This window comes from Alcanivorax profundi (assembly GCF_003597125.1).
Lineage (GTDB): Bacteria > Pseudomonadota > Gammaproteobacteria > Pseudomonadales > Alcanivoracaceae > Alcanivorax > Alcanivorax profundi.
The window spans coordinates 513,283-527,910 of record NZ_QYYA01000001.1 but is presented as its reverse complement, the minus strand read 5'-3'; the positions used below and the strand labels follow the sequence as shown (position 1 = coordinate 527,910).

Here is a 14,628-nt window from a genome sequence, read left to right as displayed (position 1 = left end):
ATAGCCAGCCGCAGGGGCAAGTGGACGTAAGCTTTTACCCCCGGTTTCTGCCAGAGATGCGCTACGCAAATCACCTAAAAGGTCTGATAGCCTGCCGTCTACAGCAGGGCAAGCAGACCGGAAACTCCGGGCACACTACGCCCGATCAGGCCAGCAGATACGAGTTCATGCCTAAACGGATATTTCGTAAATACCTGCCCAAGCCCGAACGGCTTCGTGAACAGAAATCCTTGCGATTTCTGGGCGAACTGCTGTCAGACCCAAATCTCTGGCATATCAACCGACGCTCTCTTGCAGGCGCAGCGTTTATCGGAATTTTTGCCGGATTGTTGCCCATTCCCCTGCAAATGGGCCTGGCGGCATTTCTCGCAGTGCGCTTCCACTGCAACCTGCCGCTCTCAGTGATGCTGGTCTGGATCTCCAATCCAGTCACCTATGTCCCCATCTTCTACTTCACTTACCGCATCGGGGCCTGGATCCTTGGCATGCCCCCCCACAGCGGAGAAGACATCACCGTCGCCTGGTTTGTTGAGCAGTTGATCCCACTATGGGTCGGCTCCGTCCTTTGCGCCATGCTGTTTGGCGGGGCAGCTTATTTGACAGTAAAAGTTGCCTGGCGGCTTGCAGTGATCCGCAGCTGGAATCTGCGGGCAAGGGCGAGGGCTCGGGCGCAGCGTCGGGCCGCCCGCCTGGAACAGACGGCACAACGCGACGAGCATAAGGGCGAGAAAGAAGAAGAAACTGAGGGGCCACGTCAGAGCTGACGCAACACTCCATCGTGCAGCTCATACTGCTTCGGACAGCGGCTGGCGAAGTCCCGGTCATGTGTCACGATCATGAAAGCGGTACCCAACGAGCGGTTCAGCTCCAGCATCAACGCCTGCACTTGTTCCGCCGTACGCTCATCCAGATTACCCGTAGGCTCATCTGCCATGACCAGAGCAGGCTCAGTGACCAGCGCCCGGGCAATGGCCACCCGCTGACGTTCACCGCCACTCAATGCAGACGGTTTGTGGCGAAGGCGGTGCCCCAGCCCCACCTTCTCCAGCATGGCAGCCGCCCGCTCCTGACATGCGACAGGTTTGTCACCACGAATCAATAACGGCATGGCCACGTTTTCCAGCGCGGTAAACTCCGGCAAAAGATGATGGAACTGATAGACGAAGCCCAGGTAGCGGTTACGCAACTTGCCGGTGGCACGATCGTTAAGCTGGCTCAGGTCATTACCGGCGATGGACACTGATCCGCGAGTGGCATCGTCCAGGCCGCCCAGCAAATTCAGGAGCGTGGATTTTCCGGAACCGGACGCGCCGATAATCGCAAGGATATCGCCCTGCTCAACAACCAGCTCCACCCCGCGCAGGACCTCAAGCTCGTTATTGCCTTCCTGGTAGCATTTCACCAGAGACTGGGCATGCAGCACCGCGCTGCCTTCGCTGCGGAACTCATTCATAGCGCAGGGCCTCCGCTGGTTGTACCCGGCTGGCGCGCCAGGAGGGGTACAGGGTTGCCGCAAAGCTGATGAACAACGCGATAGAAACAATCGTGATGACATCGCTCCACTGCAGCTCTGACGGCAGATAATTCACAAAATAGGCGTCAAACAGCCGCGTATTGAAGGTTGTCTCGATCCATTCGGCCAGATTACTGATATTGGTGGCCAGCAACACACCCAACAGGGTCCCCAGTAGCGTTCCGGCGACCCCGATCAAGGTGCCCTGCACCATGAAAATACGCATGATGGTGCCAGGCGACGCCCCCAGGGTGCGTAATACCGCAATGTTGCCTCGCTTCTCGGTGACCAGCATCACCTGACTGGAAATGATATTGAATGCAGCCACCGCCACGATGAAGCTGAGCAGTAATGTCATCATGGTCTTTTCCATCTTGATGGCCTGGAACAGGTTGCCGTGAGTGCGGGTCCAGTCGCTGGTGTAATAGCCTGGCCCCAACTCCCGCTGCAGCTTCCAACCCACCGAGGGCGCACTGAACAGGTCATCCAGCCGCAGACGCAGCCCCTGCACTGTACCCGCCTGGCGCGCCAGCTTGGCGGCATCATCAACATTCACGTAGGCGTAGAGCGAATCCACCTCCGCTCGCACCCGAAAGATACCGGTCACGGTAAATCGCTTGAAACGCGGCATGACACCGGCCGGGGAAATGGTGGCTTCCGGCAGCACCAGGGTCACCTTGTCGCCCATGCTGAGCCCCAGTCGCCGCGCCAGACCGTAGCCAACCACCATGCCGAACTCACCTGGCGCCAGGGACTCCAGTTCGCCCTGCTCCATGTAGTCCCCCACGATGGAGACCTTGCGCTCCGATTCCGGCTCAATACCGTTAATCAGGGCACCCGCGACCTCGCCACGATGGGTCAACATCCCTTCCAACTGTACAAAGGGGGAGATCGCCTTGATTTCATTGTGGTGATCCAGCCGTTGCGCCAATTGATGCCAGTCGTCCACGGGCTCACGACCATGCACCGACAAGTGCGTCACCATGCCGAGAATGCGGGTCTGTAGCTCACGGTCAAAACCGTTCATGACGGAAAGCACGGTAATCAGGACCGCCACACCCAGCATTAAACCCAACGCCGAGATCAGTGTGATCACCGAAATAAAACTGTTGCGGGCACGAGCACCGGTATAGCGCAGCCCCACATAAAATGAGAGAGGTCTAAACATGGAGCGCATTTAACCCGAATCCGGTGGCAAATACTACGATCACATCAGCCACCTCCCCGGCGACTCGCTTTGTGAACAGGGTCTGCGTCCGTTAGATGGCAAAATGGTTGAATAAGCGTGCCTAACTTTCTAATATCGAAAGAAAATACCTATCGCCGGGGGAAAATAATGAAAACGAAAATAATGCCGCTGCTGGCTAGTGCAGCGCTGGTGCTACCCGCTGCCTCCTTGGCCGCAGACGCTCCCCAACGTGGCACCCCCCAATCCCAGGTTCGCGCCCAGCATGGCGCACCGCTATCCAGTAAGGGTCCGGTGGGCACACCAGCCATTACCCGCTGGAACTACGATGGCTTCACCGTCTACTTTGAAAACGGGGTTACCCTGCACACCGTTCAGGACCGCCCTGCCAGCCAGGCACCTGCGGTCGTCTCCGGTCCGCAAACCGTCGACAGTCTGCCCCCTATTGAAGAAACACAGACCGCCCCCGCCGCTGCAGACCAACAACCGGCTACCCAACAGGTTCCTGCGTCCGACAGCGGCGAGCTGACCTTCGACCCGGTATCCGGGCGCTTTGTACCTGCGGGTGCCGCCGGGCAAACCGACGCTGCTGAGCCCAAGCCCGAGGAAACCCCGGCACCAGCCAAGTCCGAACCAGAGGCAGCCCCGGCCGCCCCTGAAGCCAAGGCCGCAACCCCCTCGGCACCGGTCGCCGAATCCACGCCGCCCCCTGCCCAGACGCCCAAAGCCGAGCCCAAACCCGAGCCCGCGGCGACATCAGCACCCAGCGAGCCCGCCACCGCCTCACCCAACGAAGGCGAATTCCGTTTTGATCCTGTGACAGGCCGAATCATTATTGCGGGCGAACAAACACCCGAACAGGCGGCAGCAAAGGTAAAGGTGGGTCAGGAGGAAACCCTCCAGGCAGTTGAATCAACCGCCGAGACCACATCAGAATCTGTACGGGAAGCCTCAGAAAGCTCCCAAGCTGCCGCTGAACGGGCAACAGAGGAAATGGCCACCGATGCCGAAGCCGCAAAAGAGAGCGTAGAAAAAGCCGCTGAAGATAGCGCTGCCGATGGCGGTTTCTATATTGACTGGGGTGCCCGCCAGTAGCACACTCGCGCGCATGTAGCTTCCCTGACGGACTCACCCTGACATGCGCCGATTTCTTCCTGAATGGCACCCCCAATGGGGGGTGCTCCTCGCCTGGCCCGATCAAGATACTGACTGGGCAGATCACCTGGCTGACGCCGAACAGTGTTATCTGGATATCCTTGCCGCCCTGCTGGATCATCAGCATGTCTTGCTGGTGTGCCGAAACGAAGCCATGCAAAGCCGTATCACCCGTCTCGTCGACCAGCGTGGCATTGCCCGTGAACGGCTGACCCTCATCGTCACCGACTACAACGACACCTGGGCAAGGGATTTCGGCCCGCTTGCAGTGGAGCAGGATGGCCAGGTGGAATTACTTGATTACACCTTCACCGGCTGGGGCGGAAAATTTGATGCCGAACAGGATAATGCCCTGAATGCATCACTGCCCTGGCTGTTGCCATTGCATACCCAGGCACTGGTTCTGGAAGGCGGAGCGGTAGATACCGATGGCAAGGGTAATTTGTTGACCACCCGCCACTGTTTGCGTAACCCCAACCGGAACCCGGATCTGTCTGAAGCAGAACTGTGCGAGCGCCTCAAGGCGGAATTGGGGGTGAGGGACATCTGGTGGCTTGATCACGGTGAACTGGAAGGCGACGACACCGACGCCCATGTGGATACACTGGCCAGATTCGTGGATGCCCGCACCCTTGCCTATGTGCAATGCCGTGACAGCAGTGACAGCCATTACCCATCGCTGCATGCCATGGAACAGGAACTCCAGACCCTGGCCCGGCAGCACAACCTGACACTGGTTGCGCTTCCGCTCCCTACCCCGCAGTACAGTCGGGAAGGAGAACGGCTGCCCGCCACCTATGCCAATTTCCTGATCACTAACGACAAGGTCTTGTTGCCGGTGTACGGCTGCGATACCGATCAGGAAGCGATCACAGCATTACAGGCGGTCGCAGGCGACCGGGTCGTCACCCCCGTGAACTGTCGGGTATTGATTGAGCAGCATGGCAGCCTGCACTGTGTCACCATGCAGTTGCCCCGTGGCGCCCTGTGAGTCCTCTTATCAGCAAGAAAGACAGCGAGAAACAAGCATGCGTGTAGCCGTCATTCAACAGAAGAACTGCGCCGACCTGAACGCCAACCTGGCGCATTCTCTGGCCCTGGTCCGTGACGCGGCCAACGCTGGCGCCGAGCTGGTGTTGCTGCAGGAGCTGCATCGCAGCCTGTATTTCTGCCAGACCGAAGACACCAGTGTGTTTGACCTGGCCGAGACGATCCCCGGCCCGAGTACCGAAACCCTCGGCGCACTGGCGAAAGAGTTGGGTATCGTCATCGTGGGCAGTCTGTTCGAAAAACGTGCCGCCGGCCTCTACCACAACACCGCGGTGGTACTGGAGAAGGACGGCACTCTGGCAGGCATCTATCGCAAGATGCACATCCCGGATGACCCCGGCTTCTATGAGAAATTCTATTTCACCCCGGGGGATGCGGACTTCAACGACGGCCGCAGTGGCTTCACTCCCATCGAGACCAGTGTCGGCAAACTGGGCCTGTTGGTGTGCTGGGATCAGTGGTATCCAGAAGCCGCACGGCTGATGGCACTGGCGGGGGCGGACCTGCTGTTGTATCCCACCGCCATCGGTTGGGATCCCGCAGATGAACCAGCAGAGCAACAACGCCAACTGGACGCATGGATCACTATCCAGCGAGCCCACGGTGTTGCCAACGGGCTACCGGTATTGGTGGCCAACCGCACAGGCTTTGAACAGAGTCCGGCCGACGACAGCGGTATTCAGTTCTGGGGCAACAGCTTTGTGTGTGGTCCTCAGGGTGAGTATCTGGCCCAGGCAGACAGTGACAGCGAGCAAATCCTGATCGCCGAAGTGAATCTGCAACGCAGCGAATCCGTACGTCGTATCTGGCCTTACCTGCGTGATCGCCGCGTGGATGCCTATGGCGACCTGACCAAGCGTTTCAGGGACTGATTAACGACCGCATTCCCGGGTTAGCCCGGGAATGCCTCAATCGTGCCCAATTCCAGGCTCTACTATCTCTTCAAATACTATCCCCGGGCAACTGAGTAGAGCCATACAGTGACGCAGGGCAATGCCAATGCGCCAACACCGCCGCAACCGAAATAGCGGCCCCTTACCGGGCGATTTTAAACTTAATGCACCTGGGATAGCTCGGTGCCCGCGTCCTTGCGTTTAAGATACTCACTCACCAGAAACGGGGGCTTGAGTACGCTATAAAGGTTTTCATCCGTGGTCAGCATGTACTCGCGGCGCTCACGCTCGAACGAACGATAACTCTTGCGGAAGTTCAGGTAGTAATCCTTGATCTCACGCAGGCGTTTGGATGCGTACATGGAATCCAGCGCCTCCATGGCGCTTTTGGGGTGGATCCCGATCGCCACATTGAACTCTTCCATGGCCCGGTAGATATCCCGATTACGGTTGATATAAATCAGCGAGTTGGCGTATTCGTAATGGACAATGGCCAGATCATCAGCCTGCTCGAACGCTTGCTCAAAGTAATCCTCTACGCGGCTCAGGCGTGCACCGAAGGTCAGGCGACCAAACAGCTTGCCCACGTAACGGATGATGTTGGCGTCCTTGGCCGCATTCATGGCCAGCGCTACCGGATGATTCGGTTCAATTTCCAGCGTGTCATCAATGGCCCGGGATACCTTGAACAAGTAATTGTTCATCAGCGATTCCACCGGTGATGCCTCTTCTGCAATCCGGGCAATGGAAAACGCGTAACCCAACCGCAAGGTCATGTAGTCAGCCTGAAATTCTTCCTCATCTTTCAGGCTTTTGATCAGGTCCAGGTAATCGGTGATCTGGTTCGCCACATCCTGAAGCAGCTGCAGTTTCTCTTCCCGCGTGTCGGTCAGGTACACCGCATAGACGCTCTGGGCCAGGTACGCAGGGATCTTGCCGTAAGCGCCCAGGCGGGAGCCATGCTCCTTGGCTGCACGGAAATCCCCACGGAAAAAGAAGCGCCAGGCTTCCAGGATTTCGTCAGACAAGTGCTGGTAATTACCATCGAATTCCGGACCGAGCTCGGCCTTCAATTGTGGAAAGTGCTCAATACGTCGCTCAAGGTATTCGGCAGACGGATAAGGGATACGCAGGGCACGCATCAACACCGGCCAGGCCTCCTTGAGCTTTTCTGGCGGATAATCGAAGAATCGTGTCTGAAACGGCACGCTGTTCCACTGCCCGGAAATCACCTTGTCATCGACGGCGACTTTCTCGCTTTGCCAACCATCCGCATCCTCAGCTTCACTGCCTTTCTGAGCCTTGTCGGCTATCGCCTTCATCTCTTCGCGGCTGAGATCGTCGTAATCTTTTTCAGCATGACTCACTGGCGAGCACAGCAGGCCTGCCAGTACAAAAATAAACATCGAGCAATTGCGCTTCATAGCCCCGGCCCCATTGTTGTTCTTGCTATTATTCCTGTGTTTCAGAATTCGTGACTTTGCGGTCACAAAATAGCCTGAATCCGGAATAGCAGAAACCATCAATCCGCCATCACTTTGACATCTTCGATCAGGGGTTGACCTCAATGGTCACAAGGTAAACAAGAAGGGAAAAAGTGTTATCCGGCAGCGATATCTGAGGACTCCAGTACCGCATCACTCTGCATCAAAACCCCGTAATCCAGAAATTCTGTTACTTGTTCCAACAGGGGCAATATGGAGCTCGCAAGTGACAATTCCAGATCATAGGGATGCAGTCCTACACGCAGGGCCCGCGACAGGCTTTTCGCACGACCGATACTGTATCGGTTGAAGCAGGATAAAAACCAGGCCCGCAACGGGTAGTCCGCCTCAAACCCTACCAAAGGTAATGACAGCGTGTGGCCGCTGCGGGTATCCAGTATCCCGGCAAGAGTCTCTACATATCGGAAAGGTAAATCGGCATAACGTTCTTTCGTAAGCGCCCCCAGAGCCCAGGCCGGTGGAACATAAAGCGATGAAGCCGGGAGCTGGTGTTCTGCGAACCAGTCATGGCAATCCTGAACCAAGCGAACGATGCCCTCTGCACTGAAAGAGAGGTGTTCAGCGACGGTTCGGGACAGCACCAGACTGTGTAATCGATGATAGAGAGAAACAGGAGGTTGGCAACGATGAAGCCAACCATGCCCCGCCAGTGGATGACCTTTTTGCTGCAAATCACGCAACCAGGCGATGTCGTCCGCGGACCAGTCTCGCCCGGGCACTACCAACAAAGTGACGTGTTCCGGCGCCAGCTGCAGTCGTGAGAGCATGGTCGTGACCTGCTCTCGAGTTTCCGGCATCACGTCATGGATGCTCACCAATGCAGACAGAGCATCAGGCATGGTGGCTACTCAAACGGCGTAACAATGCCAGTGTCGGCGACGGCAGGCTGGCGGCGCGGGGCTTCAGCGTCGCACAGTGGGCAAGCACGCTACCCCAGTGTTCGATAGCATGGTTATTCATGGCCAGTGCGGCCTCACGCGCGCTCGCCGCCTTGGCCTGGCGCTCATCGCTTGTCAGTCTTGCCAGACGATCAAGGGTGTCGCTCAACGTTTCGTCCGGCTGCATAACCCAAAGCCCACGCGCCAGCGCCGGCCATTCATTGATCCCGCAAGCGGGCGTGGTAATCACCAGTCGCTGGCGGGCCATGGCTTCAAGTGCTACGGTGCCAAATGCCTCCACCGAGGACGGCAACACCAGCACCTCACACTGGTCCACCAGCGCTACCACTTGCTCACGAGTGCACCAGCCATGGCAGTGAAGATTGCTCAGACGGTCACAGGCCTGATCCACTTTGGCACGCAAGGGACCATCCCCTGCCACATGAAATTCCAGATCCGGACGCGCCGCAGCCAGCTCCAGGAAGGATTCGATATTTTTTTCTGCCGCAAGGCGCCCGACGTAGCACACTTTGTTTACGTCATCAGCCAGAGACTGCAGCGGTGTCTGCACAAACTCTCTGGCCAGCGGCGTACCAACAAGCTGCGGGTTGCGCGCCCCGGCTTCTCTGGCCTGGGTAATCATGGATTCGCAGATCGTCGCCGCCGTTTCACTTCCCTGAAACAGCGTTCGGTTGATCCAGTTCAGAAAGCCCCCGGCCAGCTTGGCCAGTCGCTTGCCCCAATAGAGTTCTACCAGTCGGTTGTAATCCGTCTGGAAGGTAACGCAAACAGGGATTCCCCATTTTCGGGCAATCCAGTAGCCGATCATGGAGAAAATTCCGGGGCCGGGAATAACGATGACGTGGGGCTTCATCTCCCACACCAGAGCACTGAGCTCACGTATCCGGGGAAAGAAAAGACGCTGGGTCGGGTCACCGGGAATCGGCATGGATGCGCCTTGACAGGGGTGGGGATCCTGCAAACAGGGTTGCACCAGTTCCACCCGCTCTACACGGTCTTCAAGATGCGATACCAGATCCTGGAAATAGGCACCAACGCCATTCCGGCCTTTGATCGCATCCACCACAAACAGTACACGAAGCGTTTTGGTATCCATGGCCGCGAGTATTACCAGTGGCCATTTCCGAATTGTGACAAGCAACAAAAAGCCAACGGGAATTTGCGACAAGATGTGACAGCCAATGAGTCAACGGCAGATCACGCAAAGACATTCAGGCCTCGGGCCGTGAATAACCGAAGCGGTCGTAGACCCAACCAAATACCGCGTTCAGCTCCTCTGGGCTGACACCCAGCGATTGCGGATCGTAATGGTGGCCGCTGCGATAGCCTTTTGCCTTGCGGTCTTGTTCCGCAAGACGTTCGCGGAACGCCAGATCGAGGGTCCAACCGAAACGAACATACAGTTGTGCAACAACCTCTGCAGGACGATCTGCCAACACTTCCATGACCGACAAGCCCTGTCGCGATTCAGGAAGGGTGTCGAGCACCTCCAGCAGATGCCGATAGTAATAATCCAGCATCGCCATGAACCCGTCTCGCCAGTAAGTGGTGGTGTCACGCCCCTCGAAAAGCCGTGCTCCAATCAGAATCGAGTTGATCTGTGAGGGCACGGAGGCATCCGGATTTCGCAGGCAGCCAATGAAGCGCGCATCAGGAAAGGCGTCCGCCAGGGTCTGCATCCACGGAGTAAACGAAGGATTTTTCGACAGCAACTGCTTGTCCTGGCCATGGAAATACAAATGCCGCTGCACAAAACGGCGATAGGCCGCCATTAGCCGGCGTTTTTCTGCGGGAGAGCCATCGCGGTCCAGAAACGTCAGGCGCCACAAGGAAGGAGATGGCACCACCAGCACCATCAGAAAACAGCCCCACACCGGAATCAGTCCAAGGTAGTCTTCTTCAGGGTCCCGCAGACCGGTCTTGTGCACACCATCCAGGCCACCCAACAAACGTCGCTCCAGCCACAGCAGCAGGCGCCCGGCCGGTTTGCCGATTCTCGCATCCAGTGAGGCTATGGCAGTCCAGAAATAACGTTGCGTAATGGATGGAGCAAACAGCAATTCCCATAATGCCGTCGTCGTAAAACGCTGATCCAGCGCCAACAACCGGTGCAGAAAGGTCGTGCCACTGCGTGGCACTCCCACGACAAACAAAGGCTCGCGCACCGTAACGCGGCGAAAGTCCGGAAACAGTACATAGTCGAGCAGCAGTCCCGCCCCATTGATCAACTGCACCAGCAGAAATACCGGCCAGAACAACACGATCACCAACAGCCGTTGCAACGATGCTCCTCGCCGGCCAATCCCGTAATCAGGAAAGGCACTGGCCGGAATACCTCGCAGGTATTGTTTGATGACGGACAGGGCGTTATTCAATCGACTCGCTCCTCAGTAACCTACTGCGCAAGGCTAGCCTTGCGATAAGTCATAAAAATGACACCTTACCCTCTTGTGTCCAGGTCACAGCGCTGTCATCTTTCTCGCAAACAATGCCCGTATGAATATTGCCATGACTCCTCCAGCAACCCCTGTCCACCTGCACCCCGCCCTCGTCGGGCATCGTGGCGCCCGTGGCGAAGCCCCGGAAAACACCCTGGCCAGCTTTCAGGTGGCCGTCGAGGCCGGTGTCACGGAGATGGAGCTGGACGTACGGCTGTCCTCTGACGGTCAACTGATTGTGCTACATGACAGCGATGTCACACGAACCACAGGCGTTCGCGGCAACGTGCGGCAATATACGCGAGCGCAGCTGGGCGTTATGGATGCCCGACGTAACACTCCCGGCTGGCATAGCCCCACCGGCATTCCCTCATTGCAGGAAGTGGTCGACCTGTGCGGGCCGCAGATGCGGTTTCAGTTTGAAGTGAAAGGGGCCGACCGCCACGTGCTGCATCAACTGGCCCACCACCTCAGCCACATGATTCATGACCAGCAACTGCAATCACGGGTGGTGATCACCTCCAGTCATACCGGCTTTCTGCGCATGATCGGCACCATGGCACCGGATATCGAGCGTGGCTACGTCTGCCAGTACCGCTATCTGCAACCGACCCGCCGTGCCCAGGGCCTGGGCTGTAGCTGGGTGATTCCGCACTTTTCCCTGGTCACCCCGGCGTTGATGCGCCGGGCACGCCGGCGAGGTTTGAAAGTGTCGGTGTGGACCGTCAATGATCTGACTGAAGCCGAGCGGTTGGCCAAACTCAAGGTAGACAGCATCATCACCGACTACCCCACCAGTTTCGTCAGCCACTTCCGCAGTCGGCAGCGTTACGCCTCGTCTTCCTTTTCCGACTGAGGCTCCGGTCGGTAAAGCGGTTCGTCACTGAAGAACGACAGGATTTCCTCTTTGCGGGCCAAGGCATCCTTGCGGCCCATTTCAATCAAGGCATTGGTGAAACCGGGCTCGAACAGCAGGTAGCTCATAGCGCTGGCCCCCGGCGAACGGGTCGCCCCCGACCCACGCAAGAAGAAACGCAGGCCCTTGGGCAGCTCCCCGATATGCTCCGCAGCGATTTCATCGATCGGCCGCGAGGGGTAGATCTTCAGTACATCCACTTCCTTGAGGGCAATACCGTGCTTGCGGCGCGCTCTTTCTCCCAACGCCCTGACCGTATTGTTGATGCGCTCCAGCCGCTCCACATCCCCTTCCAGGGTATCGACAAACACGCTGTTAAGAACGTGTCCCAGCACCTGGGCCATGGACGGATAGCCACTCAGGACGCGCTGATGCCCTGCACTGACATTGCCAGAGACACCAATCACCAGTAGCCGGGAAGCGCCCAGATGCAAGGCAGGGCTTAGCGGTGCCAACTGGCGCAAGGCTCCATCACCGTAATAACCGCCATCAACCTTGCCAGCAGGAAACAGAATCGGGATCGCCGCCGATGCCAACAGATGCTCGACACCAATGGTGGAACGCTTGCCCTTGCGACGCGCACGCACCCATTCAGCCAGATCATCTTTGCCCTGAAAAAAACTGACGGACTCTCCTGTGGCATAACTGGAGGCGGTAATCGCCAGTGCACGCAGATGCCCCTGATCCAGGTTGCCCTGAATGCGTTGAAAATTGACCACCAGGCTTAGCAACCGTTGCAACGGCAGGTTGTCCAGCAAGGCACTGCGCTCGGGAGTCCGCCCGGTGGTAAACCCGGAAAAAAACCAGCGCAAAATCCCCCGCAGACAGGCATACAAATCGGTGCGGTAAACCTGCTCGGCAGTAATGTTGGACCAAACGCGCTCCAGTCCCCGCACGGCAGAACGGTAGTTGCCCGCATTGGCAGCCAGTGCAGACGCATTGATCGCGCCCGCAGAGGTACCACAGATGATCGGAAAAGGGTTGGGAGCGCCGCGATCCAGCATGTCGGCCATGGCCGACAATACGCCTACCTGGTACGCCCCTCGGGCTCCCCCACCGGATAACACCAGTCCACGGACCGGATCCTTCTGCTGCATCAACGCCTCCTTGGTTGCCTCCAGTATGCCCACAGCCATCGCCACCCGCCAGACTCTACAAACGCCGGATGACAGGCTTTCACATGACGTTGCAACCGCTGTGCCGATTACCCTTTTCGCGCATCAAGAATCCGCTGGTTGCGGGTGCCACAGGTGCCTTATGCTAGGGAACCTCTGAATAACTCCTTGCGTGGTCAGTCTTTCAGGCTGGTTCGCCCCCTCTATGGGTGAAAAGGTAAAGAGGGGCGCATCTGCTGCGCTTTGCCGCCAGGAAAGGGAACCACCCTGCCCGTTGCGACAAAACACAACAGCTGCACCCTTCAGGCCACGCTGAGCACGCAAGGAGTTATTCAGAGGTTCCCCAAGCCCCAGGCGAATACAACCGTTCTTCCGAGGACCATGAACTCCTTCTCTCTACGCCCTGCCCTACCCAGCGATCTGGACGCCCTTACCCGTCTGGAGCAACGCTGTTTTTCCTCCGATCGGCTCTCCCGCCGCAGTTTCCGAAAATGGTTAAAGCGCCAGCATGCCGGACTGATGGTAGTAGAGCGCGAAGGGGAATTGGGAGGCTATGCCCTGGTTCTGCTCCAGCCCGGCACCCGGTTGGCGCGTCTGTATTCCATTGCCGTGGATCCCGGCTTTCGTGGCCAACGCCTTGGGGAACAGCTTATGGATGCTGCGGAAGAATATGCCCATCAGGAACGTCGACTCTACCTTCGACTGGAAGTGCGCAAGGACAACCCTGCAGCCATCGCCTTGTATGAAAAACGTGGCTACCGGCTGTTTGGCCTGGCACCGGATTATTACGAGGACCATCAAGACGCCCTCCGATACCAGAAGCGATTGCATTACCAGCCAGCCAACGCAGAGCAGATTCATTTGCCCTGGGTGCAGCAAAGCACCCCGTTCACCTGCGGCCCGGCTTGTCTTTTGATGGCGCTTGCAGCCCTGCGCAACCAGCCTGCAGACACCACCGAGGAACTGTTGTTATGGCGTGAAGCCACCACCATTTACATGACCGCGGGCCACGGTGGCTGCCACCCCATGGGGCTGGCAATCGCCGCCCACAAGCGTGGCCTCAACGCCAGTGTCTGGTGCAATCAGCAGGGTCCCTTATTTGTGGATTCGGTACGTGATACGGACAAAAAGCGGGTGATCACCACCCTGCACGAGCATTTTGCCCGTAGCTGCAAGGCGCAGCAGATTCCGGTCCATTATCAGGATTTCACTGCCTATGATCTGGACAGTGCCATCGCCCAGGGCAAGGTTGTTCTGGTGCTGATCAGCACCTGGCGCCTGGATGGCCGCAAGGCCCCCCACTGGGTGGCGATCAGTGGCAGCGACGAGGAATGTTTCTACATTCACGACCCGGATCCGGGCGAAGACCAGGTGCCTCTGGACTGCCAGCATGTCCCCATCGCCCGGGAGAAATTCGAACAAATGCGAAAATACGGTCAGGCCAAACTGCGCACTGCGGTGGTGCTGGGAGGCTAAGAAGAGTAGCTTTTCTTAACAGGCTGCTGAGCAACTGGACGTTCAATAAGGCGGCAATAACCGCTCGATCGCGCCACTTTCCGTAGGAACGTCGCTGGCGGCGCGATCAAAACCGTTTCAACAATGACGGGATAGAGGGGGCACTAAAAGGAAGAAAGAACGTAATCGCTGTGTGCGCTGTGGCCGATCTCACTCTTGCCGGTTTGTTATCGCGCCGCCAGCGGCGCGCCAACAAAAAACCAACCTACATTTTCATGACATCCTTGCCCAGCGCAGCGGCTTTTTCGCTGTTCACTTTCTGGGTGTTCTCTTCGCACTTGCCGCGATCGCCGCCACAAATTTCACAGCCTTCTTTCAGGCCAAGATTGGCCAGCCCGCCACAGGAGCCTTGCAAAGGCTTGTTGGACATGATCACGCCAATAGCCATACCCGCAAACAGCAGGCCAAGGAAAACAACAGCCGCCAGAATGGTCATCAACATG

The 14,628-nt window shown here is 57.6% G+C and carries 14 protein-coding genes; 6 read left to right on the top strand and 8 right to left on the bottom strand.

All coding sequences use genetic code 11. The features are described 5' to 3' along the window. Window positions 1-56 precede the first annotated feature (56 nt). A complete protein-coding gene (locus D4A39_RS02500; RefSeq protein WP_233552389.1) occupies window positions 57-764 on the top strand; it encodes a DUF2062 domain-containing protein in 708 nt (235 codons plus the stop codon). Here D4A39_RS02500 and lolD read toward each other — a convergent pair. After that, window positions 755-1,453 (bottom strand): lipoprotein-releasing ABC transporter ATP-binding protein LolD, encoded by a 699-nt coding sequence (gene lolD / locus D4A39_RS02495; protein WP_022985583.1) that lies wholly within the window; start codon window positions 1,451-1,453, stop codon window positions 755-757. The two genes, D4A39_RS02500 and lolD, sit on opposite strands and share 10 nt — an antisense overlap. Further along, window positions 1,446-2,681, bottom strand: coding sequence for a lipoprotein-releasing ABC transporter permease subunit (locus D4A39_RS02490; RefSeq protein ID WP_031226545.1), 1,236 nt, complete (start codon window positions 2,679-2,681; stop codon window positions 1,446-1,448). The genes lolD and D4A39_RS02490 overlap by 8 nt, the downstream gene beginning before the upstream one ends. Before the next feature lie 168 nt (window positions 2,682-2,849). Between D4A39_RS02490 and D4A39_RS02485 the strand changes: the two genes are divergently transcribed. The 3 genes from D4A39_RS02485 to D4A39_RS02475 are packed head-to-tail and all read left to right on the top strand — an operon-like array spanning window position 2,850 to window position 5,776. Further along, window positions 2,850-3,794: a hypothetical protein gene (locus D4A39_RS02485; protein WP_119917431.1), complete on the top strand. Its 945-nt coding sequence runs from the start codon at window positions 2,850-2,852 to the stop codon at window positions 3,792-3,794. A 43-nt stretch (window positions 3,795-3,837) separates the two neighbouring features. Continuing rightward, window positions 3,838-4,845, top strand: a complete 1,008-nt coding sequence (locus D4A39_RS02480; protein ID WP_022985580.1) for an agmatine deiminase family protein — start codon at window positions 3,838-3,840, stop codon at window positions 4,843-4,845. A gap of 37 nt (window positions 4,846-4,882) precedes the next feature. Continuing rightward, the gene (locus tag D4A39_RS02475; RefSeq protein WP_022985579.1) at window positions 4,883-5,776 is read left to right on the top strand and encodes a carbon-nitrogen hydrolase; all 894 of its coding nucleotides are present in this window, start codon (window positions 4,883-4,885) and stop codon (window positions 5,774-5,776) included. A 182-nt stretch (window positions 5,777-5,958) separates the two neighbouring features. On the opposite strand, the gene D4A39_RS02470 is transcribed toward D4A39_RS02475, so the two are convergent. The 4 genes from D4A39_RS02470 to D4A39_RS02455 form a co-directional block, all read right to left on the bottom strand. Beyond that, a complete protein-coding gene (locus D4A39_RS02470) occupies window positions 5,959-7,221 on the bottom strand; it encodes a hypothetical protein (RefSeq protein WP_022985578.1) in 1,263 nt (420 codons plus the stop codon). A 176-nt stretch (window positions 7,222-7,397) separates the two neighbouring features. After that, entirely contained in the window at window positions 7,398-8,141 is a 744-nt protein-coding gene (locus D4A39_RS02465) for a polysaccharide deacetylase family protein (protein ID WP_233552388.1), read from the bottom strand. After that, entirely contained in the window at window positions 8,134-9,297 is a 1,164-nt protein-coding gene (locus D4A39_RS02460; protein ID WP_119917430.1) for a glycosyltransferase, read from the bottom strand. The genes D4A39_RS02465 and D4A39_RS02460 overlap by 8 nt, the downstream gene beginning before the upstream one ends. A gap of 115 nt (window positions 9,298-9,412) precedes the next feature. Further along, the gene (locus tag D4A39_RS02455; protein ID WP_022985575.1) at window positions 9,413-10,576 is read right to left on the bottom strand and encodes a sulfotransferase; all 1,164 of its coding nucleotides are present in this window, start codon (window positions 10,574-10,576) and stop codon (window positions 9,413-9,415) included. Window positions 10,577-10,709: 133 nt separating this feature from the next. On the opposite strand from D4A39_RS02455, the gene D4A39_RS02450 reads away from it, so the two are divergent. Further along, window positions 10,710-11,495: a glycerophosphodiester phosphodiesterase gene (locus tag D4A39_RS02450; protein ID WP_119917638.1), complete on the top strand. Its 786-nt coding sequence runs from the start codon at window positions 10,710-10,712 to the stop codon at window positions 11,493-11,495. Here the strand turns inward: D4A39_RS02450 and D4A39_RS02445 are convergent. Beyond that, complete coding sequence (locus tag D4A39_RS02445; protein ID WP_119917637.1) at window positions 11,468-12,652, bottom strand: patatin-like phospholipase family protein; 1,185 nt, start codon at window positions 12,650-12,652, stop codon at window positions 11,468-11,470. The two genes, D4A39_RS02450 and D4A39_RS02445, sit on opposite strands and share 28 nt — an antisense overlap. 399 nt (window positions 12,653-13,051) lie before the next feature. Here D4A39_RS02445 and D4A39_RS02440 point away from each other — a divergent pair, with 399 nt between their 5' ends. Next, window positions 13,052-14,146, top strand: a complete 1,095-nt coding sequence (locus D4A39_RS02440) for a GNAT family N-acetyltransferase/peptidase C39 family protein (protein ID WP_022986368.1) — start codon at window positions 13,052-13,054, stop codon at window positions 14,144-14,146. Between the two features lie 244 nt (window positions 14,147-14,390). Here the strand turns inward: D4A39_RS02440 and nqrM are convergent, their stop codons facing one another. Then, on the bottom strand, window positions 14,391-14,627 hold the full coding sequence (nqrM, locus tag D4A39_RS02435) for a (Na+)-NQR maturation NqrM (protein WP_022986367.1): 237 nt from the start codon (window positions 14,625-14,627) through the stop codon (window positions 14,391-14,393). Between the last annotated feature and the right edge of the window lies 1 nt (window position 14,628).